The organism is Shinella sp. 20P9.1.1 (genome assembly GCF_057798995.1).
Genome location: NZ_JBYOLC010000012.1, coordinates 96277 through 119554 on the forward strand (window position 1 = coordinate 96277; position 23278 = coordinate 119554).

26 protein-coding genes and 1 pseudogene are annotated in these 23278 nt (G+C 63.8%); 12 read left to right on the forward strand and 15 right to left on the reverse strand.

Features of this window, described 5'->3' with window-relative positions:
* Positions 1-48 precede the first annotated feature (48 nt).
* Together AC27VQ_RS20055 and AC27VQ_RS20060 are read left to right on the forward strand one after the other, a co-directional pair.
* A complete protein-coding gene (locus AC27VQ_RS20055) occupies positions 49-1203 on the forward strand; it encodes an MFS transporter (protein WP_488717675.1) in 1155 nt (384 codons plus the stop codon).
* A gap of 6 nt (positions 1204-1209) precedes the next feature.
* The gene (locus AC27VQ_RS20060) at positions 1210-1722 is read left to right on the forward strand and encodes a ClbS/DfsB family four-helix bundle protein (RefSeq protein WP_488717676.1); all 513 of its coding nucleotides are present in this window, start codon (positions 1210-1212) and stop codon (positions 1720-1722) included.
* A gap of 40 nt (positions 1723-1762) precedes the next feature.
* Here AC27VQ_RS20060 and AC27VQ_RS20065 read toward each other — a convergent pair whose 3' ends face one another.
* On the reverse strand, positions 1763-2155 hold the full coding sequence (locus tag AC27VQ_RS20065; protein ID WP_313531101.1) for a hypothetical protein: 393 nt from the start codon (positions 2153-2155) through the stop codon (positions 1763-1765).
* Between the two features lie 233 nt (positions 2156-2388).
* Between AC27VQ_RS20065 and AC27VQ_RS20070 the strand changes: the two genes are divergently transcribed.
* Positions 2389-3948: a helicase HerA-like C-terminal domain-containing protein gene (locus AC27VQ_RS20070; protein WP_488717759.1), complete on the forward strand. Its 1560-nt coding sequence runs from the start codon at positions 2389-2391 to the stop codon at positions 3946-3948.
* Between the two features lie 67 nt (positions 3949-4015).
* On the opposite strand, the gene tam is transcribed toward AC27VQ_RS20070, so the two are convergent.
* From tam to AC27VQ_RS20090, 4 genes are all read right to left on the reverse strand, one after another.
* Positions 4016-4789 carry a trans-aconitate 2-methyltransferase gene (tam, locus tag AC27VQ_RS20075; RefSeq protein WP_488717677.1) on the reverse strand — a complete coding sequence of 258 codons (774 nt, stop codon included), beginning with the start codon at positions 4787-4789 and terminating at the stop codon, positions 4016-4018.
* 1 nt (position 4790) lies between these two features.
* On the reverse strand, positions 4791-5441 hold the full coding sequence (locus AC27VQ_RS20080; protein WP_488717678.1) for a haloacid dehalogenase type II: 651 nt from the start codon (positions 5439-5441) through the stop codon (positions 4791-4793).
* 289 nt (positions 5442-5730) lie between these two features.
* Positions 5731-6951, reverse strand: coding sequence for a hypothetical protein (locus tag AC27VQ_RS20085; RefSeq protein WP_488717679.1), 1221 nt, complete (start codon positions 6949-6951; stop codon positions 5731-5733).
* 83 nt (positions 6952-7034) lie between these two features.
* Complete coding sequence (locus tag AC27VQ_RS20090; protein ID WP_488717680.1) at positions 7035-8075, reverse strand: zinc-dependent alcohol dehydrogenase family protein; 1041 nt, start codon at positions 8073-8075, stop codon at positions 7035-7037.
* Between the two features lie 185 nt (positions 8076-8260).
* On the opposite strand from AC27VQ_RS20090, the gene AC27VQ_RS20095 reads away from it, so the two are divergent.
* On the forward strand, positions 8261-9145 hold the full coding sequence (locus AC27VQ_RS20095) for a branched-chain amino acid aminotransferase (protein WP_488717681.1): 885 nt from the start codon (positions 8261-8263) through the stop codon (positions 9143-9145).
* Between the two features lie 299 nt (positions 9146-9444).
* On the opposite strand, the gene AC27VQ_RS20100 is transcribed toward AC27VQ_RS20095, so the two are convergent.
* Positions 9445-9837, reverse strand: coding sequence for a hypothetical protein (locus AC27VQ_RS20100; RefSeq protein WP_488717682.1), 393 nt, complete (start codon positions 9835-9837; stop codon positions 9445-9447).
* Positions 9838-9868: 31 nt separating this feature from the next.
* On the opposite strand from AC27VQ_RS20100, the gene AC27VQ_RS20105 reads away from it, so the two are divergent.
* From AC27VQ_RS20105 to AC27VQ_RS20120, 4 genes and pseudogenes are all read left to right on the forward strand, one after another.
* On the forward strand, positions 9869-10081 hold the full coding sequence (locus AC27VQ_RS20105; protein WP_488717683.1) for a hypothetical protein: 213 nt from the start codon (positions 9869-9871) through the stop codon (positions 10079-10081).
* An 18-nt stretch (positions 10082-10099) separates the two neighbouring features.
* Positions 10100-10702 carry a superoxide dismutase gene (locus AC27VQ_RS20110; protein WP_488717684.1) on the forward strand — a complete coding sequence of 201 codons (603 nt, stop codon included), beginning with the start codon at positions 10100-10102 and terminating at the stop codon, positions 10700-10702.
* Positions 10703-10797: 95 nt separating this feature from the next.
* Positions 10798-10926, forward strand: a pseudogene (locus tag AC27VQ_RS20115) (toxin-antitoxin system TumE family protein); the annotation flags it as partial.
* A gap of 151 nt (positions 10927-11077) precedes the next feature.
* Positions 11078-11446, forward strand: a complete 369-nt coding sequence (locus tag AC27VQ_RS20120) for an HVO_A0114 family putative DNA-binding protein (protein WP_488717685.1) — start codon at positions 11078-11080, stop codon at positions 11444-11446.
* An 8-nt stretch (positions 11447-11454) separates the two neighbouring features.
* Here the strand turns inward: AC27VQ_RS20120 and AC27VQ_RS20125 are convergent, their stop codons facing one another.
* Positions 11455-12132: a helix-turn-helix transcriptional regulator gene (locus AC27VQ_RS20125; protein WP_488717686.1), complete on the reverse strand. Its 678-nt coding sequence runs from the start codon at positions 12130-12132 to the stop codon at positions 11455-11457.
* Between the two features lie 122 nt (positions 12133-12254).
* On the opposite strand from AC27VQ_RS20125, the gene AC27VQ_RS20130 reads away from it, so the two are divergent.
* The 4 genes from AC27VQ_RS20130 (at position 12255) to AC27VQ_RS20145 (ending at position 15073) form a co-directional block, all read left to right on the forward strand.
* The gene (locus AC27VQ_RS20130; RefSeq protein ID WP_488717687.1) at positions 12255-12890 is read left to right on the forward strand and encodes a LysE family translocator; all 636 of its coding nucleotides are present in this window, start codon (positions 12255-12257) and stop codon (positions 12888-12890) included.
* A 122-nt stretch (positions 12891-13012) separates the two neighbouring features.
* Positions 13013-13456, forward strand: a complete 444-nt coding sequence (locus AC27VQ_RS20135) for a c-type cytochrome (protein ID WP_421592619.1) — start codon at positions 13013-13015, stop codon at positions 13454-13456.
* Between the two features lie 121 nt (positions 13457-13577).
* Positions 13578-14486, forward strand: coding sequence for a c-type cytochrome (locus AC27VQ_RS20140; protein WP_488717688.1), 909 nt, complete (start codon positions 13578-13580; stop codon positions 14484-14486).
* Positions 14487-14599: 113 nt separating this feature from the next.
* Positions 14600-15073, forward strand: a complete 474-nt coding sequence (locus tag AC27VQ_RS20145) for a VOC family protein (protein WP_488717689.1) — start codon at positions 14600-14602, stop codon at positions 15071-15073.
* A 65-nt stretch (positions 15074-15138) separates the two neighbouring features.
* Here AC27VQ_RS20145 and AC27VQ_RS20150 read toward each other — a convergent pair whose 3' ends face one another.
* The 8 genes from AC27VQ_RS20150 to AC27VQ_RS20185 all read right to left on the reverse strand — a co-directional run bounded on the left by AC27VQ_RS20150 (position 15139) and on the right by AC27VQ_RS20185 (position 23255).
* Positions 15139-15963 (reverse strand): arginase family protein, encoded by an 825-nt coding sequence (locus tag AC27VQ_RS20150; protein WP_488717690.1) that lies wholly within the window; start codon positions 15961-15963, stop codon positions 15139-15141.
* 62 nt (positions 15964-16025) lie between these two features.
* On the reverse strand, positions 16026-16604 hold the full coding sequence (locus AC27VQ_RS20155; RefSeq protein ID WP_488717691.1) for a DJ-1/PfpI family protein: 579 nt from the start codon (positions 16602-16604) through the stop codon (positions 16026-16028).
* Between the two features lie 27 nt (positions 16605-16631).
* Entirely contained in the window at positions 16632-17132 is a 501-nt protein-coding gene (locus AC27VQ_RS20160; RefSeq protein ID WP_298100015.1) for a GNAT family N-acetyltransferase, read from the reverse strand.
* A gap of 227 nt (positions 17133-17359) precedes the next feature.
* Positions 17360-17812, reverse strand: coding sequence for a hypothetical protein (locus AC27VQ_RS20165; protein ID WP_488717692.1), 453 nt, complete (start codon positions 17810-17812; stop codon positions 17360-17362).
* Positions 17813-17882: 70 nt separating this feature from the next.
* The gene (locus AC27VQ_RS20170) at positions 17883-20216 is read right to left on the reverse strand and encodes a glucose/quinate/shikimate family membrane-bound PQQ-dependent dehydrogenase (protein ID WP_488717693.1); all 2334 of its coding nucleotides are present in this window, start codon (positions 20214-20216) and stop codon (positions 17883-17885) included.
* Between the two features lie 145 nt (positions 20217-20361).
* Positions 20362-21843: a protein adenylyltransferase SelO gene (locus AC27VQ_RS20175; protein ID WP_488717694.1), complete on the reverse strand. Its 1482-nt coding sequence runs from the start codon at positions 21841-21843 to the stop codon at positions 20362-20364.
* Between the two features lie 91 nt (positions 21844-21934).
* Positions 21935-23077 (reverse strand): GNAT family N-acetyltransferase, encoded by a 1143-nt coding sequence (locus AC27VQ_RS20180; protein ID WP_488717695.1) that lies wholly within the window; start codon positions 23075-23077, stop codon positions 21935-21937.
* A gap of 43 nt (positions 23078-23120) precedes the next feature.
* Positions 23121-23255, reverse strand: a complete 135-nt coding sequence (locus tag AC27VQ_RS20185) for a hypothetical protein (protein ID WP_488717696.1) — start codon at positions 23253-23255, stop codon at positions 23121-23123.
* Between the last annotated feature and the right edge of the window lie 23 nt (positions 23256-23278).

The window sequence follows — 23278 nt, forward strand, 5'->3', positions numbered from 1 at the left end:
GGACATGTATGGGTGTCGCGCCGCCCCGTTTGCGGCAGGGAGCCCCTCATGCAGTCCTCGTCTTCAACGGTCCTTTCACCGGACTGGCCGGCCATTATCGCCGTCGTGCTTGGCGCGACCGCGTTTTCCGTGGCGCAGGGGCTCACCTATCCGCTCGTCTCGCTGACACTGGAGGCGCGCGGCTATTCGTCGTCGATGATCGGCGTCAACGCCATCGCCTATGCCGCCGGCATGGGCGCCTCGACGCTGCTCGTCGGCAGCCTCACCGCGCGCTGGCGGCCCGACCGGTTGATCATTTTCAGCCTCGTCATCTGCTCGCTGTGCCTTGCCACCTTCGCGGCCACGTCGTCTTTCGTCGTCTGGGGCCTCGCCCGCTTCCTGCTCGGTTTCTTTGCCAGCATGATCTTCATGCTCGGCGAAGCCTGGCTGAACGCCGCCTGCCCGGATCGCCTGCGCGGTCGCGTCTCGGGCCTCTACGGCATGGGCATCTGCGGCGGCTTTGCCGCAGGGCCGTTGGCCATTCCGCTGTTCGGCAGCGCCGGCGGGCTCGGTTTCGCGCTGACGGCCGTCTATCTCGCCATCGTCGCCTTCGCCACCGCTATGCTGATGTTCTCGACCAAGACGGTGCCGGCACCGTCCTCGACGGCCGATGTCTTCCGCTTCTTCAAGGCCGCCCCCATCCTGGTCGGCATGGTCTATGTCTTCGGCTTTGCCGATATCGCGGCGATATCCGCCATGCCGGTCTATTTCGTGAAGACGGGCTATAGCGAAGCCTTCGCCGCCATCAGCGTGACGGTGATGGCGCTGCCCACGGCACTTGCCCAGCCCTTTATCGGCATGCTGCTCGACAAGCTGCCGCGCGAGCGGGTGGCGCTCGCCACCGTCGTCGTTGCCGCCGCAAGCTATCTCGTCCTGCCGCTGGTGACGTCGGAAATCGCGATCCTGGCGCTCCTGGCGGTGATGGGAACGGCGATCTTCTCGCTCTATACCTGCGCGCTCACCATGCTCGGCGAACGTTACAGCGGCTCCATGCTGGTCGCCGGCTCCGCCGCTTTCGCGCTCGTCTATGCGGCAGGCAGCGCCACCGGTTCGGGCCTGACCGGCGCGATCATGGAAGCGGGCGGACCACAGGCCGGGCCGCTTTCGGTGGGCCTCGGCCTCACAGCCTTCACCGCGCTGCTGGTCCTGACCCGCAAGCGATAGAGCCGCATGACCGTTCCGCAGGGCAAGGACGACCTGCTCGCCGCCATCGCGCTGGAATTCGGCAAGCTCCTGAAAGCGCTGGACGATGTTCCGCTGGATCGCGCGCAGCTGCGCACGATGGACGGGCACGCCAAGGGCACGCTGATGCGCCCGTGCGATCTCGTGGCCTATCTCGTCGGCTGGAACGAACTCGTGCTGAAATGGCTGGAGCGGGATGCGGCGGGAGAGCCGATCGATTTTCCGGAAACCGGTTTCAAATGGAACGAACTCGGAAAGCTCGCCCAGAAATTCTACTGCGACTACTCGGATATCCCGTATCCCGCGCTTGTCGCGCGGCTCGATGCGGCGAGGGTAGGGATCGTCGTGGCCATCGGCGAGCGTGACGATGCGGCGCTCTACGGCCATCCCTGGTATGGAAAATGGACGATGGGCCGGATGATCCAGTTCAACACGTCGTCACCCTATGCCAATGCGCGCGGCCGGTTGCGCAAATGGCTGAAAGCGCAATCCAAGGCATGAAAAGGCCATCCCGCGCGGACGCGGGATGGCGAAGGCAGGATCAGACGAACTGGCTGAGGCCCGGCACGGAGGCGACGACTTCGTCGACCACGTCGGCGCCTGCATGTTCGCGGGCAACGGCGAGCGTTTCCTTGGCAAGGCCGGAGATTTCGCCCATGCCGAGGCCCTGGCTCATCAGCTGCTGGCCGAGACCCATGATGCCGCCGCCGCCGATGGCGCTCATCAGGCCGCCGAGCAGACCGCCGCCGCCGGTGCCTTCGCCATTGTACTGGGCGACCAGTTCGGAAGCGCCGGGAATGGCTTCGATCATCCTGGCGACCGGGCCGTCGGCCGCTTCGCGCTGCAGGAAGCCGAGCATCATGCCGATGGCCTTTTCAGCAAGGGCCGGATCGATGCCGACGGCATCGGCGACGCGGGTGACGAGATCGTTCATGGAAAATCCTCCGAAGAAATTGACGTTAACGTCAAGGTAAATGAACTCTCCGGCAAATTCAAGCCGGCTTGGCACGTCCGGTGCAGGGGCACGAAGGCCTTGAAATCGTGTTGTTCCCGTGCCGGACTATCCTTATAACTTGCCTGAGACGATTCAATGAAAACCGTTGCGACGCGGCAGTCCGCTTCTGACGGGAAACCGGCAGTCAGGGAGTTTTCAGCGTGACGGATTCCATTCTTCAGGACGGCAAGCTTTATATCGGCACCAGCCGCAAGCCTGACGACACCAACAACAAGCCTGAATATCTCGACCTGAAATTCGGCAACCGCCATGGCCTCGTGACAGGCGCGACCGGCACAGGCAAGACGGTGACGCTGCAAATCCTCGCCGAGGGTTTTTCCAATGCCGGCGTGCCTGTCTTCTGCGCCGACGTGAAGGGCGACCTTTCGGGCATCGGCGCCATGGGCGAGCCGAAGGACTTTCTCCAGAAGCGCGCCGATCAGATCGGGCTGACCCCCTACGACTTCCAGGAATTCCCCGTCATCTTCTGGGATCTCTACGGCGAAAAGGGCCACCGCGTCCGCACCACCATGTCCGAGATGGGGCCGCTGCTGCTCTCGCGCCTGATGAACGCGACGGATGCGCAGGAAGGCGTCATCAACATCGCCTTCAAGATTGCCGACCAGGGCGGCCTGCCGCTGCTCGATCTCAAGGATTTCCAGGCGCTGCTCAACTATATGGGCGAGAACGCCACGACGCTGTCCAACCAGTTCGGCTTCATCTCCAAGGCCTCCGTCGGCTCGATCCAGCGTGAACTGCTGATCCTCGAGCAGCAGGGCGCCGAACATTTCTTCGGCGAACCGGCGCTGAAAATCTCCGACATCATGCGCACCACCAATGACGGCCGCGGCGCGATCTCGGTGCTCGCCGCCGACAAGCTGATGATGAACCCGCGCCTCTACGGCACCTTCCTGCTCTGGATGCTCTCCGAGCTGTTCGAAGTGCTGCCGGAAGTCGGCGATCCGGAGAAGCCGAAGCTGGTCTTCTTCTTCGACGAGGCGCATCTGCTCTTCAACGACGCGCCGAAAGTGCTGCTCGAACGCATCGAACAGGTCGTGCGCCTCATCCGCTCCAAGGGCGTGGGCGTCTATTTCGTCACGCAGAACCCGCTCGACGTGCCGGAAACGGTGCTCGCCCAGCTCGGCAACCGCGTGCAGCATGCGCTGCGCGCCTATACGCCGCGCGAGCAGAAGGCGGTGAAGACGGCGGCCGACACGTTCCGTCCCAACCCGGAATTCGACTGCGCCACCGTCATCACCAATCTCGGCACCGGCGAGGCGCTGGTCTCGACGCTGGAAGGCAAGGGCGCGCCCTCCATGGTGGAGCGCACGCTGATCCGCCCGCCGGCCTCCCGGCTCGGGCCGATCACGGAGGCCGAGCGCAAGGAGATCATGGGTGTCAGCCCGGTCGCCGGCCTCTATGACGAGGATTTCGACCGCGAATCCGCCTACGAAATCCTCATGGCGCGCGCCAAGAAGGCGGCCGATTCCGCCGCCGCGCAGGAACAGGCCGAACAGCCTGCCGAGCAACCCTCCGGCGGCAGCCGCTGGACCTTGCCCGGCTTTGGCGACGACGAGCCAGCGGCACCGTCTGCCCCCAAACAGGCCAAACCCCGCGCCGGCTATCAGCGCGAGACGGTGGCGGAAGCCGCGATGAAATCGGTCGCCCGAACCGTGGCGTCCTCGCTCGGCCGCGCGCTGGTGCGCGGCATCCTCGGCAGCCTGCGGCGCTAAGCGCCGCGGCTTCGCACGTTTTGAACCGAACAGTCGGGGCGGGGGTGTTATTCCCCGCCTTCGTGCTTCAGCTCTTCACCGCCACGATGAACAGCCGCGGGAAGCGCAACAGCCGCCGACCGTCCGCCATCGGCGCATAGGCCTTGGCGATCCGGCTCTGGTAGTCGGCGAGAAAGCCGTGGCCCTGCTCGGCCGGAATCCGGTCGAGATAGGGCCTCAGCCCCGTGCCCTTCACCCATTCGACGATCGCGGCCGCATCCGTCATCGGATGATTGTAGGCCGTATGCCAGACATCGACCCGCGCGGCCTTCGGACCGAGCGCATCCATATAGGCGGCCGGCGCTGGCAGCGGCTTGCGGCGCGGTGTGCCCGTCTCGAAGGCGTTTTTCCAGGGCCCGGCCAGCGCGCTTTCCTCCATCAGGAGATGCGAGGGTTCGAAAAGGTTGTCCGGCATCTGCACGGCAAGCACGCCACCGGCGCGCAGGCCGTCCATCAGGCTGGCCAGCAGCGTGATGTGATCCGGCAGCCACTGGAAGACGGCATTGGCATAGAGCAGTGCGGCGGGCTCCGGCGGGCGCCATCGTGCCAGGTCGCATTCGACGAAATCGACACCCGGCAGGCGCTGGCGGGCGGCTTTCAGCATATCGCTGGCATTGTCGACACCCTTGACGCCACGGCCGGGAAACCGGTTCACCAGCAGTTCCGTCGAATTGCCCGGCCCGCAGCCGAGATCATACACAGTGCCGGCAACGAGATCGGCCGGCACCCGGACGAGCAGGTCGCGGGCCGGGCGGGTGCGCTCGTCCTCGAATTTCAGATATTGGGCGGCGGACCAGGCCATGTCAGAGGCTTTCGAGCGAGGGCAGGATCAGCGAGGGGCCGAGATCGAAATATTCGTCCGGCATGTTGGCGCGGTTGATCCAGACGGTGCGGAAGCCGAATTTCGTGGCGCCTGCGATATCCCAGCGGTTGGAGGACTGGAAGGAGACGACATTGGGATAGAGCCGGTAATGCGTCGTCACGAGATCATAGACGCTGGGTGCGGTCTTGTAGGTCTTCAGCGTATCGACGGAGAAGATATCGTCGATGACGGTGTCGAGCGCGGCATTCTTCACCGCCGAGGCCAGCATGGAAGGCGAGCCGTTCGACAGGATGGCGATATGCGCCCCGCGGCTCTTTAGCGCCTTGAGGACCGCAGGCACCTCCGGGTAGCAGTCGAGCTTCCAATAGGCATCGAGCAGCTTCTGCCGAAGCGCCGGATCGACCCCGCCGACGCGCTTGAACGTATAGTCGAGCGCCTGTTCGGTCAGCTGCCAGAAATCGGCATAGGCGCCCATCAAGGCCCGCGTCCAGGAATATTCCAGCTGCTTGGCGCGCCACATCTCCGAAAAAGCCTGATAGTTCGGCCCCACATCCCCGGCATGCCGCCGCACCGCCGCATGCACATCGAACAGCGTGCCATAGGCATCGAACACATAGGCGGCATGAGACATAGAACGCGATTCCTCCAGTATTTATGGGGGATTGGGTGGTATCGGCGGGGGAATGTCAATTGTGGAGTTGGGGAATGCGGTTCTCGACAGCGTTGGCGGTATACATCAAAGGCGCGCTCGATGGCGTATGCCTCGCGGCCTTTGGGCGCCGCATTTCTACGAGCGCTCGGTAACTGGCAAGTGATGGCGGCGTTCGGCCCAAAGCTGCCCTTAATCTATGCGATGCCCCACGCGAAACCCTTTGGCTAACGCCCTCTGGTGCACGACCAAAAGCATGCCCACAACAATTTCATTTTTGTGGGTTGATATTAAAAATGGCCATCGTCGCTCCGCCGGTGATCCAAGCCCGCTTACCATCCGAGGAAAAGCCAAGCGTCAAGCTGCCCCAACCTGGCATCCGAAATCGTTGAAGAACAGAGCCATCAGTCATCGACACAAGGCCGATATCTTCATGGTCACCGGGCATCGTTATCAAGGCATATTGATCATCGGGGCTGATCGCGGGGAGGTCGCTGTTCGAGAACTGGTTGGCAGTTCCCGTTATAGACCAAACCAACCGACCCGAACTTACGTCTCTCAACTCCGCGATCATGCCTGACCGCGGCGTCGGCGAGGGGCAGGGATTATGAAATTCACATATCCATCCAGTTGCGCTCAGATTTCCCATGATCAGCACCTTAGTGCCGTCCATGGAAAGCGTGTAACTCGCCTTAGCTGTCTTGTTGTGGATAGGCAGAATTCGCGGGCTGTCACCTTGATCCCAGAGCATCCAAGTATCTGGTAGCCAGGCAGTCAAAACACGCGCCCTCCCGCTCTTGTCGACACGAGAAGATACCCCGGTTAAGTTTTTGTAGCTGGGTAGACCTGATATCGCTGCGGTTTCAACGCCTTCCAAAACCTGGCCCACGCTCGCGTCAACGAGAGATATCGTCGGGCGTGGGTCTTCATGTTCGGGCTTGTAGTATGCGCCCTTGGTCCCGAACGCTGCGAATGCCAGGCCGGCGCTGCCGATCCAAAAGATCTCGTCCAGCGGCCCGTTCGGATGCGAGAGAGCCGGTAAACGCGTTTGCCTGCCGTCATTCGTGAACAAATAGGGTTGCAGTGGCCCAAGCGCAAAACCCCCTCTATTGCTATTCTGCTTGACACCTATGACCTCGGACGAGTCAGCAAGCCATTCAAAGGGCATCGTCTTGTTCCTGAAGACGGATGAAAGTACCCGCCCTGGAAAAGTGTGGCTTGCATCGGTCTGCTTGAGGCCACCGATCCATAGTCCCTCAATACTGTGAAAGCTGAATATCTTGCTTCCGTCGGGCGAAAGTGAAACCGGGTAGCCGCTTTGGGGTAGGGGTAGGCAATGGATCGCCGACAGAGTTGCCGGTCCCTCAGGTCGTGGCTCGAGGGACTCAATGGTCTTGCTCCAATCGCCAGTGCAGTTAATCGCCCGTGGAGCGCTCATCGCGACTGGAGCGAAAGCCAAGCTAAGCGCTGCTAACGCGGCCGATCTAAGCATATGCCACTCTCCATTTTAACGAACACCGTATCGTGTTCGGAAACCTGAAAGCTCCTAAATCGCACTGGTTGCATTCCGCCCGATCAGAGCCTTGTAATCACGCTGATCCCCAGATCCGTCGCCTTGTCCATCGCCATCAGCGCCGGCACGGCCTCTTCCAGGCTGATATGCCGCCCGATCAGCTTTTGCGGTGTGAGTTTCCCGCTTTCGATCATCGCCAGCATCGCGTCGTAGCGCCAGGCCTGCATGCCGTGGCTGCCGTAGATTTCCAGTTCGTGGCCGATGACCTGCGCCATGGGGATCTGCGGCGTCGCATGGTCGGCGAGCATCAGGCCGACCTGCACGTGCCGGCCGCGGCGGCGCAGGTTCTTGATGGAGTTGAAGCAGGTTACGGGTGAACCGAGCGCATCGACGGAGGCGTGCGCGCCGCCGCCGGTGAGGTCCCGCACGGCCTCGGCGACGTCGGCGACCTCGCGGGCGTTGATGGTGGCGACCGCGCCCATCTTGCGGGCGAAGTCCAGTTTTTCGGCGGAAATATCGATGGCGATGGGATTGGCGCCGAGCGCTGCCGCGATCATGATGGCGGAGAGACCCACACCGCCGCAGCCATGCACCGCCACCCATTCGCCGCCCGTCACGCGCGCCTGATCGACCACTGCGCGGAAAGAGGTGGCGAAGCGGCAGCCGAGGCTGGCGGCGGTGGCATAGTCCACGGCTTCGGGCAGGTGCACGAGATTGTGCTCGGCGTAATCGATCGCGACATATTCGGCAAACGAGCCCCAATGGGTGAAGCCCGGCTGGAATTGTTCCTCACAGACCTGCTGGTTACCCGAGCGGCACTCGCCGCAATCGCCGCAGCCCGACACGAAGGGCACCGTCACGCGCTGGCCCTCGCGGAAGCGGCGCACGCCTTTACCAACGGCCACCACCTTGCCGGCCAGTTCATGGCCCGGCACATGCGGCAGCTTGATATCGGCGTCGTGGCCCATCCAGCCGTGCCAGTCGCTGCGGCAAAGCCCTGTCGCCTCCACCTTGATAACCACGCCGTCTTCGGCCGGCGTCGGGTCGGGCAGGGTGCGGATTTCCGGGGTGGTCTCGAAGGCCTCATAATACATCGCGCGCATGGCTGTTCTCCCTTTGCCTTCTCTATCGCACGCACCCCGACCGGCCTCAATCGCGCCACCCATGATAAGACCTGATACACCCATTCAACATCTTGAATGGACAAGCGGCGTGCGCTGTCGGAAGGCAATTGCAGCTTGACCGGCCCTGCCGGCCGGGCGTTTGATGGGCGAAAAGGAGGAAAACAATGCCAGTCGATACATCACCACGCTCGACGACCTGGACCTTCGTGGACGGCGAATGGATTTCGGGCAACCCGCCGCTGATCGGTCCCACCTCGCATGCCATGTGGCTCGGATCGACCGTGTTCGACGGCGGCCGCTGGTTCGACGGCATCGCGCCCGACCTCGATCTGCACTGCCAGCGCGTCAACCGCTCGGCGCAGGCGCTAGGCATGAAGGCGACCGTGGCGGCCGAGGAGATCGAGGCGCTCGCCTGGGAAGGCGTCAAGAAATTCGACGGTAAGACGGCGATCTATATCAAGCCGATGTACTGGGCCGAACACGGCTCGCCGGTCAGCGTCGTGGCGCCCGATCCGGACTCAACCCGCTTTGCGCTCTGCCTCTTCGAGGCCTCGATGGGCGATCCGAAGGCCGCCTCGTCGCTCACCCTCTCGCCCTTCCGCCGCCCGACCGTGGAATGCATGCCGACGGATGCCAAGGCCGGCTGCCTCTATCCCAACAATGCCCGCATGCTGGTGGAAGCCCGCAGCCGCGGCTTCGACAATGCGCTGGTGCGCGACATGCTCGGCAATGTCGCCGAAACCGCGTCGTCCAACATTTTCATGGTGCGCGACGGTGTCGTCTTCACGCCTGCCGCCAACCGCACCTTCCTCGCCGGCATCACGCGCACCCGCGTCATCGGCCTGCTCCGGGAGGCGGGCTTCGAAGTGGTCGAGACGACCTTGAACGTTGCCGATTTCGAGGCTGCAGACGAGATTTTCACCTCGGGCAACTATTCCAAGGTGGTTCCGGTGACGCGTCTCGACGGCCGCGATCTCCAGCCCGGCCCCATCACCGCCAAGGCCCGCGACCTCTATTTCGACTGGGCGCATTCCAACGGGGATGCGTGAGCGGCGGGGTGACGGATTGCGAATGACGGAGCCGGCCGAAAGGCCGGCTTTTTGCATGGTGGTGAATGTCCTCGCTCGGTGCAGGCCTTCATCTCCGGGTACGCCCTCTCCATCGTCATCCTCGGGCTTGACCCGAGGATCCACCCATCCGCACCGCCTCGCTTGTGGCATGGATCCTCGGGTCAAGCCCGAGGATGACGGAGCAGAGGGCAAGGGCAGGTGAAAAGCAGCAAATGTCGGGTGCCCGGAAGGACCTCGGGCAAAGACGGTTGCTCTGTGAAGGCTGTCAAGGGAAGCTCTTATTCCTGCCCCGCCGCATCCTCGGTCTTGTTGTCGCCGGTCGCGGCCTTCTTTTCCGCTGCCGCCGCGCGTTCGCTTTCGCGCACCACATGCAGGAACTCGGCGGCGATCGGCGGGGAGATCTCCACCGTCTTCTTCTGCTTGTCGTAGATACAGATATAGGTGATCTGGCTCTTGGCCTCCGGCGAAAGCCCTTCCACGGCAGCGATGCCGAAGGACTGGGTGCCCGTCGGCTCGACGAAGACAGTCGGCGTTCCCAGTGCCTCGGGCAGGCTCGCAAGGCAGCTCTTCTCCACGTCGGCGCGGAATTCTTCCCAGGCATGGGAGGAGGAGGCGTGCGCCAGCGGGGCGGCAAGCGAGAGGGCGAGGACGGCAAGGGGGATGGCGCGCATGAAAAGCTCCGGGTTGGCGGGGAGGGACAAAATGTTTCAAATCGCAATTCGTTCCGCTTCGTCCTTGATCTCTCATGCAAAACGGCAAGGATTTTGTCCAACCGCCGGAAAAATTGGAATGCTGGCGGTTGCCTCTTCCGGTTGCCGCTCCTATGTTCCGGTCACGGATTTCCTTCCAAAAATTCCGTCGCCGGAGCAGGTCCAGCAAAAGCGCAACGCTGTTGCATCCGGGACCTGCGCCTAAACAATGAGGAGACACCAGATGGCTTTCGAACTTCCGCCGCTTCCCTATGATTACGATGCACTCGCGCCCTTCATGTCGCGCGAAACGCTCGAATATCACCACGACAAGCACCACAAGGCCTATGTCGACAACGGCAACAAGCTGGCGGAAGAAGCCGGTCTTGCCGACCTCTCGCTCGAAGAGATCGTCAAGAAGTCCTACGGCACCAACCAGGGCCTCTTCAACAATGCCGGCCAGCACTACAACCACCTCCATTTCTGGAAGTGGCTGAAGAAGGACGGCGGCGGCAAGAGCCTGCCGGGCGCCCTCCAGAAGGCCATCGACAGCGACCTCGGCGGCTACGACAAGTTCAAGGCCGATTTCATCGCCGCCGGCACCACGCAGTTCGGCTCGGGCTGGGCCTGGCTCTCCGTCAAGGACGGCAAGCTCGCCATCTCGAAGACCCCGAACGGCGAAAACCCGCTGGTTCATGGTGCGGAACCGATCCTCGGCGTCGACGTCTGGGAACACTCCTATTACATCGACTACCGCAACGCCCGCCCGAAGTACCTCGAAGCCTTCGTCGACAGCCTGATCAACTGGGACTACGTCCTGGAGCGCTACGAAGCCGCCACGAAGTAATTTTCGCGCGCAGTGGCATTTCGCAAACCCCGGTCGGAAACGGCCGGGGTTTTTGTTTGCCGACATTTCTCCCCATTGATGGCATAAATGCCAACATGGATGCGGTGCTTCTCGAGCGTTCGAAGACGGTCCTGCCGGATGGCTCGATTGTCGAGATCGTGCTGTGGCAGGTTCCCGAGCCCATTGCGGGAAGCGTGAATCGCTACAAATACCGCCTGTTTTACGGGCGGGATGGCCGGCGTATCGTCGGCTTCGACAATGAGCGGCAAGGGCGATCATTGCCATCTCGACGGGCGCGAGTTCCCCTATGCGTTCACGACCGTCGCGGTGCTGCTCGATGATTTTCGAGCCGAAATTGCAAAAAGGAGGCCCTGAATGAAACGCGCACGCATCCAGATCCGCAATGACGCCGAAGACGCACTGGCCGAGAGCCTGGCCCGTGCAGCCGAGGCCGCGTGCACGGGAAAACCCTCCGATCCGGTCGCGACCTTCACCTTCAGTTCGCCTGCACAACTCTTCTCGGTGATCAGCCCGAAACGCTGGGAGTTGATCGAGCACCTGCAAAAAATCGGCCCAAGCAGCATTCGGGCGCTTGCCCGTTCGCTCGGCCGGGACGTGAAGCGGGTGCACGAGGATATCGTCGCTCTGGCGGATTGGGGCATTGTCGATCGAACGGAGGAGGGGAAGGTCGAAGTGCCCTTCGATGTCATCCACGCCGATTTCGATTTGCGGGCGGTCGCCTAACGCTGGTTCTACGCCCACCCGGCAATCCACAATTGCCTTAGCCCATCCCCTTCGCCGCGAAAATGCGCCTCCGTCCTCTCGCAGGCCTCCACCCGGTCGGCGCGGAAGTTGCGGATGGCCTGGCGCAATTCGCACCAGGCGACGATGTTCGCCGTCTCCGAATAATAGATGAGCGCGATCGGGCGGATGGTGCGTTCGGTGGCGCGGGCATATTCGTCGCGGTAGTCGATCAGCAGTTTCTCCTCGTCGCGGATGGCGCGGCGCACCGTGGCGAGGTCGATGCCTTCGGGCTGGCGGGGCACGCTGCCCCAGGCATGCAGCGCGCGGGCCGAGAGCGTCTGGCGCAGCGGCGGCGGCACGGCACCGGCGATTTTTTCCGCGACGCGGCCGGCGGCGGCTTTCAGTTCGGTGTCGCCGGTGCGGTCGAGAAGCGCCAGCGCGAGGACGATCGCCTCCGTTTCCTCGATGGAAAACATCAGCGGCGGCAGGTCGAAGCCGGGGCGCAGGATATAGCCGATGCCGCGCTCGCCCTCGACGGGCACGCGCATCGCCTGCAGGGCCGCGATGTCGCGATAGATCGAGCGCACCGTCACCTCCAGCCGCGCGGCGATCTCGGCGGCCGTTATCGGGTTGCGGGCGAGCCGCAGAATCTGGATGATCTCGAACAGTCGCGAGGCCTTGCGCATCGGTTTCCCCATCACAACTGACACATCCCTGTCAGTTGGCCTCCTTTATAGCACGCCCTCAAGCGCTTGAAACAAAAGGCAGCATAGGGCCGCCGCGCAGAGATCGGCAATGGACAACTGACATGACCTACAGCGAAAACCTCTGGCTCTTCTTCCTGCTCGTGTCGGGCATCATCATCGTGCCGGGCATGGACATGGTCTTCGTCATGGCAAGTTCGCTGTCGGGCGGGCGCAAGGCCGGGCTTTCGGCAACCTTCGGCATCATGGCCGGCGGGCTGGTGCACACGCTCTATGCAGCACTCGGCGTTGGCGTGCTCCTGCATTTCGCGCCGCAGCTCTTCAATGTCCTGCTGGTCGCCGGCGCACTCTATGTCGCCTGGATCGGCTGGCAGTTGTTTCGAAGCTCCATTGTCATCGATGCCGTCGACGGCATCGACCGGCGCGGTCTCGTCACCCGCTTCCGTCAGGGCGCGCTGACGAGCCTGATGAACCCGAAGGCCTATCTCTTCATGCTCGCCGTCTTCCCGCAGTTCCTGCGCCCGGAATTCGGCCCCGTCTGGCGCCAGGCGACGATCATGCTCCTGGTGATCTGGGTGACGCAGCTTGCCGTTTATGGCGGGCTGGCGCTGGCGGCGGCCCGCAGCCGCGATGCGCTGACCGGCAACCCGGCGATCACGCGCTTCATCGGCCGCGCTGCCGGCGTGCTCCTGGTCGTCATCGCCGTCGTCACCCTGTGGCGGGGCTGGGCCAGCGTCTGATCCGCCAAGATTTCGGCCGTCAAAAAGATTTTACTTTCATCGGGTTCCTAAAATGCAATCATGCCGGTGCATCGTCAAATCGGCGCGCGGAGGCAACCGCCTGCCATAATCGGGAGCAATCGATGAAGTTCAAAACCTTGGCGGCCGCGGCCGCGCTTGCCGTCATCGGCGCCGGCGCCGTCGTGGCGGCGGATGAACCCCAGGTCGTCCGCCAGGAAATGATGAAGAAGGTCGGCGGCGCCATGGGCGCGCTCGCCGGCATCGCCAAAGGCGAAAAGCCCTATGACGCCGAGATCGTCAAGGCATCGCTGACCACGATGAGTGAAGTCGCCAAGGCTTTCCCGGAACAGTTCCCGGCCGGCTCCGAAACGGGCCACGAGACGGAAGCAAGCCCTAAGATCTGGGAGCAGATGGACGACTTCAAGGCCCATGCCGCCAAGCTCGGCACGGATGCCGATGCGGTGCTGGCAAGCCTGCCGGCCGACCAGGCGGGCGTGGCGGCCGCGCTCGGCACGATCGGCAAAAATTGCGGCGGCTGTCATGAGGTCTACCGCGTCAAGAAATAAGCGGTAGACCGGACCATCCCTCACCAAAACGCACACTGTCCCGGCGCCGGCCGCCGGGGCGGTGCCTTTCCGTTACGGCGCGGCTGGAGGCGGATTTCGGATCAGCGAGAGGAAACGGCGCATGGCTCTCAAGAAACTCATCGGCGGCATCGTCGTGCTGGGCGCGATCGGCGCCGGCGCATTCCTGTTTATCACCAAGCCTGAGCGCCTTCCGGCCGAAACTTGGCTTGCTGCTGGCGAACCGGATCTGGCGAATGGCGAGCGCATCTTCCATGCCGGCGGTTGTTCCAGCTGTCATGCCGCACCGGGCGCGAGCGACGACCAGAAAACCGTGCTGACCGGCGGCCTTGCGCTGAAGAGCCCCTTCGGCACCTTCTACGCCCCCAACATTTCCCCCGACGAGACCGCCGGCATCGGCGCCTGGACGCTCGCCGAATTCGGCGACGCCATGAAGCGCGGCACGGGCAAAAACGGCGAGCACCTCTACCCGTCCTTCCCCTATGCCTCCTATGCGCGCATGACGGCGAAGGATGTCGGCGACCTCTACGGCTACCTGAAGACCCTGCCGAAGAGCGCGAATGTCGCACCCGAACACGACCTGCCGTTTCCCTTCAACATCCGCCTGTCGCTCGGCGGCTGGAAGTTCCTCTATCTCAACGACGCGCCGCGCGTGACGCTCGCCACTGCCGACGAGGTCGTCAAACACGGCCAGTATCTCGTCGAAGGCCCCGGCCATTGCGGCGAATGCCACACGCCGCGCAATGTTTTGGGCGGCCTGAAGGTCGACCAGTGGCTCGCCGGCGGGCCGAACCCGGAAGGCGAGGGGCGCATCCCCAACATCACGCCTGCCGAAGGCGGTTTCGGCAGCTGGAGCGCCGGCGACATCGTCAACTATCTCGAAACCGGCTTCACGCCTGATTTCGATAGCGTCGGCGGTGCGATGGTCTCCGTGCAAAAGAACATGGCCCAGCTGCCGAAGGAGGACCGCGAGGCGATCGCGGCCTATCTGAAGGCCATTCCCGCGCATTGAACGACAGGCCGCAGAATTTTTTCGGCTGGATGTCGGATCAACGGCAGCGCCTGCGTCTTCAAGCCATGGGATCGTCGCCGACGACCTGGAAACCAGAACGAGAGGATGCTGAAATGGCCAAGAACACGATCTGCCTGTGGTTCGACAAGGACGCCGAGGAAGCTGCCCGCTTTTATGCGAAAACCTTTCCGGACAGCGCGGTCGGCGCCGTCGTGCGGGCGCCCGGCGATTATCCCGATGGCAAGCAGGGCGAAGTACTCGTCGTGGACTTCACGGTCGCCGGCGTGTCCTGCATCGGCCTGAACGGCGGCCCGACCTTCAAGCACAACGAGGCCTTCTCCTTCCAGATTTCCACCGAAGATCAAGCGGAGACGGACCGCTACTGGGACGCGATCGTCGGCAATGGTGGCCAGGAAAGCGAATGCGGCTGGTGCAAGGACAAGTGGGGCATCTCCTGGCAGATCACCCCGCGCGTCCTCATGGACGCCATGAAGGCCGGTGGTGCCGAGGCCAAACGCGCCTTCGACGCGATGATGACGATGAAGAAGATCGATGTTGCCGTGATCGAGGCGGCGCGGCGCGGCTGAGCATCTTTGCGACTATTGCAGCCTCCGCCTCCTCAGGGGGGCGGAGCGTTTATTCTTGGCGGTGATCAGTCGCCGGCTTTTTCCAGAACCGGCTCAAGGGCATCGAGCAGCGCCGCCGGCGAGACGGGCGGGCCGTCCATTTCCCAGGCGTTCTGGAACTCCGCGATCTCGATCCCGACAAAATCGTGCTCTGCGATGACGGCGCAGCAGGCCCGAAGGTCGTCCAGCGAAAGCCCGCCGTCATGTCTGTAGTCGGTCGGGACGATGCCGGGCTCCAGCACATCGCAATCGAGATGCACATAGACCGGACGACCGGCAATCGCGGCTCTCAGTGCGTGCGAAAGGCCGGCGCCCGGCTTGATATGCGGGATGCCGTGCTGCGTGATGAGGTCTAGCTCGTAGGGATCGAGGTCCCGCTGGCCAACGAGGACGATCTGCTCGAAGCGCAGGCCCGCGCCCAGCCCCGACTCCCAAAGGCCAAGCGGTCCCGCTAGAGCGAGCCCGCCGAGATAGCCGGTCGGGCTTGCCTCGGGTGGATTGAGGTCACCATGCGCATCGAACCACACGATGCAGGCCGATGGATGATGTTTGGCGACGGCTGGAAGCGTCGCCAGCGAGACGGCGCATCGGCTCGTCGCGGCGATCGACACGGCGCCTTCCTCCAGAACGGCGTCAAACCGCGATTGCACATCTCGAAGCGCGGGAAGGGCGGCATCCAACTCCTCCCGCCAGCCGGTGTTCAGGGCGGGTTCCGGGGTGCCGATGGTGACAGGAACAATGCCGGTCCGGCGCTGCAACTCAGCGCCGATCGCCTTGGCGCCCGGCATGGCCAGATCATTGTGGTCGCCTGCGCGTCCTTGGAAGACGGTATATTCTGCGTTTCTTGCCACGCCTCGACCCTACGTTTGATGGTGACAAAGTCTCTAGCCGATTGTTCGGCGGGAGGCGAGGATCAGCCCTTGCGGTGCTCTTCGCCATACATGCCGAGATACTCGAACAGCTCCGGCGAGCCGAGCCCGATGGCGTCGAGGATTTCCCGCGCGAATGTCACGGGTGCGGCACCCGAAGCGCTGATGACGCCGCTGTCGCGCACCGCCTGCGGCTGGTCGCGGTAAAGCGCCGCGCCGCGATAGGTCGGGACGACGTCCTTGAGCTGGCTGGCATAGTTGCCGGTATGGGCGCGTGTATCGAGCAGGCCGAGGCGGCCAAGCGGCAGTGTGGCGTCACAGATGCCGGCGACCGGTTTGCCGGCTGCGATGAAGCGCCCGATCGGAGCCGAGAGGTCGGGCACGTCATCGCTCTGCCAGATCGTGCCGCCGCACAGCACCAGCACGTCGAAACCGGCGGGATCGGCATCCTCTGCCGCGCCCGCGGACTTGATGGAGACGCCGCCGAGCGAGGTGACGTCCTTGCCGCCGGGGGTGAGGATAACAGTCTCGGCGCCGCATTCGTGGCGCGCGGTTGCCATCAGGAGCCCGCATTCCCAGTCGGCGTAACCCTCGGTCAGCACGATTGCCAGTCGCTTCGTCATATCGGTATCCCCCTCGTATGTGGCGCCTTAGCCCAGCGCCTGCACGTAGCGCATGCCGGTGACGGGACCAGCGCGGAAATTCATCTGCTCGTAGAAACGGTGCGCGCCGAAATTGCCGGTGGCGGCGCTGACGGTGAGGTAGCCGCAGCCGGCAATGCGGGCATGTTCGCGGGCGCGGGACACGAGATGGCGGCCGATGCCGTGGCCGCGATGGTCCTTGCGCACGAAGAGCTGGTGCAGCTCCATACCGCGCATGCCCTCGGCGGCACGGTACATCGGCACGAGCAGCGCATAGCCGATCAGCCGTCCGCCGGCTTCGGCGACGAGCGCGGTGATCCAGGGATTGGTGCCGAACAGGTCGCGGTCGAGATCGACGGCGGAAATCTTTGCGGTGTCGCCATGGCATTCGGCGTGCAGCGCGATCATGTCGAGGATCTGCTGGAGATCGCCCTGGCGCGCGGCGCGAATGGTCAGCATCGGCGGTCGTTCGAGGGCGGCGGGTTCAAGCTTGATGACGGTATTGTGCATTTCGGGCTCCTTGGTTTTCTGCCATCAGGTGCCCTTAAAACAACAAAGCCGCCTGATGGCGGCTTGTTGACATGATCAAACAGCCGCTCCTATCGGAACAGCCAAAAATACGTCGCGGCGATGTGCGTGCTCTTGATCATGGTCGCGATATTCTCCGTTTCGCGGCGATTGTCAATCGGTTTAATCGCGGCCGTGAAAAAGAGAAGAGGAGATGAAGCGGAGGGCGGTCAGGCCTCCGCTTCCTCCGGTCCGGCGGTGGCTTGCCCTTCCACGGCGCCGGCATGTTGGGTTTCGTCGATGCCGAGCTGTTCCTTGATGGCGCGGCGGATATCCTCCTCGATCGCTTCGCGCTGCTCGTCGGGCAGGGCGGCGAGGCTCGTTTCGTCGAGGCCCATGCGGTCGAGGATTTCCTTCCGCAGACGCTCGGCGGGCGTCATCTTGGACAGTTCCATGAATTCTGCGATCAGGCTGTCGCTCTCGTCCTGCGCCTTTTCGAGCTTGGCATTGGTTAGCCACAGCGCATTGGCAAGGCCCGACGGCATCGTGCCGGCAGCGCTGACGGTCGGGATATTTTTGCGCGCGGAGGATTGTCCGTCCGTGCCCGAATAGACACTCTCGTCGCCGGTCGTGCGCTGTCTGGTGGTCGCATAAGCGGAAATGAGGCTGCCATCGATCTTCATGGAAAAGGTCTCCCTGAAAAATATTCAGGGAGACCTTTAGCGGTTGCAGCTTTTGCGAGACTTGTCGACGCTACGGCAGCGTATAGGCGATCACGTAATCACCGGGCTTGGTGCCGACGGAGCCATGGCCGCCGGCGACGATCAGCACATATTGCTTGTCGCCGGCCGTATAGGTCATCGGCGTCGCCTGGCCACCGGCGGGAAGGCGGCCTTCCCAGAGCTGGCGGCCGGTCGTCACGTCATAGGCGCGGATATAGTTGTCCACGGCCGCCCCCAGGAAGGCGACGCCGCCCTTGGTGAGCATCGGGCCGCCGATGCCGGGCACGCCGACCTTGAAGGGCAGCGGCAGCGGCGTCATGTCCATGACCGTGCCGTTCTTGTGCTTCCAGGCGGTCTTGCCGGTGGCGAGATCGGCACCCGCGACATAGCCCCATGGCGGCGCCTGGCAGGGAATGCCGAGCGGGCCGAGGAACGGTCCCATGAAGACGCCGTAGGGCGCGCCGTCATTGCGGTTGAGGCCCTGTTCGGAACCCTTCTCGTCCTGCCCTTTCGGCGGCACCTGATCGCGCGGCACCAGCCTCGAGGTGAAGGCGAGATAGGTCGGCATGCCGAACATGATCTGCCGTTCCGGATCGACCGCGACGGAACCCCAATTGAAGGTACCGAAATTGCCGGGATAGACGATCGTGCCTTCCAGCGACGGCGGCGTGTAGCGGCCCTCGTATTTCATCGACAGGAAGTCGATGCGGCAGGCGAGCTGATCGAACATCGTGACGCCCCACATGTTCTTTTCCGTCAGCGGCGGCGGCGAGAAGGTGAGGTCGGAGATCGGCTGGGTGGGCGCGGTGAAGTCTTCCGGGATCGCCCCGGTCGGTGCCGGTATCTCCTTGACGGGGATGATCGGTTCGCCGGTGCGCCGGTCGAGCACGTAGATGTCGCCCTGCTTGGTCGGGCCGACGAGAGCGGGAATAGTCGCGCCGTCCTTGGTGATGTCGATTAGCGCGGGCTGGGCCGGCACGTCCATGTCCCAGAGGTCATGGTGCACGGTCTGGCGCACCCAGCGCAGCGCGCCGGTCTTGATGTCGAGGGCCACGATGGAGGATGAGAACTTCTCTACATGCTCGCTGCGGCCCATGCCGAGCTGGTCCGGCACCTGGTTGCCGAGGGGGATGAAGACCAGGCCAAGCGCTTCGTCATAACTGAAGACCGACCAGGAATTCGGCGAGTTGACGGTATAGACCTGGCCGTCCGGCAGCGGCGTGGTGCTGTCCGGATTACCCGAATCCCAGTTCCAGATCAGCGCGCCGGAATTCACGTCGAAGGCACGGATGACGCCGGACTGTTCCTGTGTCGAATAGTTGTCGTTGACCGCCCCGCCGATGATGATCTTGCCGTCGGTGATGACGGGCGGCGAGGTGGAGTAATAGTAGCCGGCCGGATTGTAGGGCATGCCCTTTTCCAGATGCAGCACGCCGTTTTCAGCGAAGGTCGTGCAGACGTCGCCGGTGGCGGCATCAAGCGCGATCAGGCGGGCATCGGAGGTGGGCAGGTAGACGCGGGCGGCGCAGGCCGTGCCGGCAGCGGCTGCCGGGTCGGCGTAGTAGGTCACGCCGCGGCAGGTCTGGTGCTGGCGATCCGGGTTCATGCCGGAGTTGGAATCGTATTTCCATTTCTCCTTGCCGGTCGCCGCATCGAGCGCGATGGCCCAATTGTGCGGCGTGCACATGTAGAGCGTATCGCCCACCTTCAGCGGCGTCACCTGATAGGTGGTCTCGCCGACGTCGTCAGGCTTCTTCACATCGCCGGTCTGGTATTGCCAGGCGACCTTCAGCGTCGAAACGTTGTCCGTGTTGATCTGGTCGAGCGGTGAATAGCGCTGGCCGTATTGCGTGCGACCATACTGGTGCCATTCGCCGGCCGGCACATTGCCGCCGAGCACGGGCGTGGCATTGACGACATCCGTCGGCAGCGCGCCGGAGAGATCGTGCGGATCCTGCGTCATCGAATAGCCGGCGACGACGATGGCGACGAGGGAGGCTACCGCGAGCGGCAGGGCCGAGGCCGGATAGCGTATGCCGGTGGGGCTGGCAAAACCGAGCGGCCGGCGGATGGCCGGCAGCATCAGCCACAGGCCGATGAGCACGATGACGCCGCCGCGCGGGCCGAGCTGCCACCAGTCGAAGCCGACTTCCCAGACCGCCCAGCCGAGCGAACCGAGCACGATGAGTGCATAGAGCCAGAGCGCCGCGCTGGAGCGGCGGAACAGCAGGATGGCCGTGACAAGAAAGGCAAGGCCGGTAACGAGGTAATAGGGGCTGCCGCCGAGCGACAGCAGCCATCCGCCCCCGCCCGTCAGCACCAGACCGATGAGGGCGACGAGCGTGGCAGTGAGTGAAAGCAACATGATGGTCTCCGTGGCAATGCCGGCGGTGAGGGGCCGACATGACGTCCGGCTCAAGGAGGGACGAAGGAGAAATTAGGGCGGAACCGTGACGCTTCAATGCGCGCGGCCCCGCGATTTTGCATGGCTGCGATGCTCTGGATGCGTTTCAGGTGCCGCAGAATGTGGCCGTGATCTCCTCGCCGGGCTTCGGCGGCGCGGCATAGGCGGCAAAGGCCGGCTGGTCTGCGTAAGGCTTTGAAAGAACGTCGTTCAGCGCCGAAAACAGCGAGAAGTCGCTATCATCGATCGCTGCCGTCAGCGCTTCCTCGACCTTATGGTTGCGCGGGATGAAGGCGGGGTTGACCTTGCGCATCGCCGCCGCGCGGGCTTGAGGCGTCGTCGCATCTTGCGACAGCCGCTCGCGCCAGCCCGTAAGCCAGGGGCTGAGCGCTGCCGGGTCTTCCAGCAAGGCACCGATTGCGGCATCCGCGCTTGCGTCCTCGGCCGCATCGGCAAGGCGCCGGAAGGTCAGCGTATAGTCGGCTTTCTGCTCGTAGAGCGTGACGAGCAGGTCGCGGATCAGGTCCTGATCGCTCTCGCGCTCCGCATCCTCAAGGCCCAGCTTGGCGCTGATCACGGTTTTCCAATGGATCTGGAAACGCTCCATGAAACGGGTGACCGCTTCGTTCGCCGCTTCCAGCGCCTTGTCCTCGTTGTCGTCGAGGATCGGCAGCAGGGCCTCGGCAAGGCGGGCGATGTTCCACTGGCCGATGGCCGGCTGGTTGCCGAAGGCATAGCGGCCGTGCTGGTCGATGGAGGAATAGACGGTGCGCGGATCGTAGCGATCCATGAAGGCGCAGGGGCCGAAGTCGATGGTTTCGCCTGATATCGTCATGTTGTCGGTGTTCATCACGCCATGGATGAAGCCGACGCCGAGCCAGCGTGCGATGAGGCTCGCCTGCCGGTCCGCCACGGCGTCGAGCAGCGCGAGATAGGGTTTTTCGGCGCCCTTCAGCTCGGGATAATGCCTGCTGATGACATGGTCGGCGAGGATGCGCAGATTGTCCGTCTCGCCGCGTGCCGCAAAAAACTGGAAGGTGCCAACGCGGATATGGCTGGCCGCGACACGGGTGAAGACGGCACCCGGCAGCACGCGGTCGCGATAGACCGGCTGGCCGGTGGTGACAGCGGCCAGTGCGCGCGTGGTCGGAATGCCGAGCGCATGCATCGCCTCGCTGATGATATATTCGCGCAGCACCGGCCCGAGCGCCGCGCGCCCGTCGCCGCGGCGCGAATAGGGCGTCTGGCCGGCACCTTTCAGCTGGATGTCGCGGCGCTTTCCCGCCTGGTCGATGACCTCGCCGATCAGGATCGCCCGCCCGTCGCCGAGCCGCGGCACGAACTGGCCGAACTGGTGGCCGGCATAGGCCATGGCGAGCGGCAGCGAGCCGGGCAGGGCCACGTTGCCGGAGAAATAGCCGGCACCATGCCGCTCCAGCAGATCGGCATCGAGCCCGAGTTCCTCCGCGAGCGCCCGGTTAAAGGTGATCAGCTGCGGCGCCTCTACCGGGGTGGGATCAACAGGTGCGAAGAAGGCGTCCGGCAGGCGCGCATAGCTGTTGTCGAAAGGTATCGTCGCGGCGCTCATGATCGTCGGTCCCTGCTGGCAGTCCCCTAGAGATAGGGTCTTGCCGGCGGAAACGAAAGGCTCGTTCTGCGTCAGGACGGAAACCGAGGCTCTAACCGCCCTTGGCGAGCCGGCGCAGCCGGAAGGGCAGGCCGTAATAGAGCTTCTTGAGGCCGGGGCGCAGCCGCGCGGTCCAAAGGCCGGCATACGCCCTTCCGGCAAGGCTCGCGGGCAGGGCATAGGTCTGGAGGCCGAGCGTGCGGTTGCTCCAGTTCTCCTTGTAATCGGCCGGATTGCCGAGCAGATCGTAGGTTTTCACGCCATTTTCGATCAGCCAGCAGACCGTCATGTCCATCTGCACCTTGCCGGGCGAGGCATCGCGCAGCGCCCAGTCGAAGGCGCCAAGATAGGCGTGGTAATGGCCATGGTGCAGGAAGCCGATTTCACCGGCGATCACCCGGTCGCCGGCCTTCAGCATGGAAAGACAGGCGCCGGATAGCGCTGTGCGGTCGCCGGAAAGCGAAGCGAGAAAACGGTCGAAGCCTTCGAAGGCAAGCCCGGTGCCGCGCCGGCCGGTCTCGTGCAGCCATTGGCGCTTGTGCGCCACGCAGGCCGCGACACCCTCGGCAAAACCGGCATCGCCGGGAAACAGCATGGCAAAGGAAAGTGCGCCTTCACGGGCAAGCGCATTGCGTCGCCGGTTGCGGTTGCGGCGCTGCGTCTTGCTGAGCGTGGCGGCATAGGCCTCCGGCGTCACGAAGGCCGAGAGATCCAGCATGGCGGCGCTGTTGGCAAGCGAGGACAGCGGCGATGTTTCGCCAAGCAGTGCAGCGAGCGCGGAACCATCCGGCACGCCGTCGAGCACCATCAGGTCGTGGCCGGCAAGACCGGCCAGCAGCCGGCGCGTCGCCGTCACGCCATGGGCAGGATCGACCAGCAGATTGGCATATTGGCCGTGCGGCGCGCCGAGCGGTTCGAGCCGCTTGAGTACACCACCGGACAGCATCAGCGGCCATACGGCGATCAGCCGCCCGTTCTGCCAGAGCGTGTGCACCTGCGGCCGGCATTTCGGGCCGCCAAAGACCGCGATCCATTTCACGCACCAGTCGGCGCTCTGGAAATAGGTGAGGGGATCGCCGGCTCGGGCTTCGAGGTCGCGCCAGGCCGCCGCCGCACCGGCCATGGCGGTGCTGTCGCGGAGCACGCGGTGCTCCACGCCGGCCTCGCGGGGCTCGGGGCGCGTCAGAAGGGTCATGGCGCTTCCATTCGGTTCTGCGCGCGACGCTAGCAGCGGCGTCTCAACAAAACCTTTCGCTCCCGCTTTTGTCCCCGCCGCAGGCCTTGCCGGCCGGCGAAAGATGGAATTTCATCATCCCCTCAATAAGCAGCTGAATAAGCGGGCGGTTTCGTCCGTTCCCTTCTTCAGCAAACATGCGTGCATCCGGTCGGCAGGGCC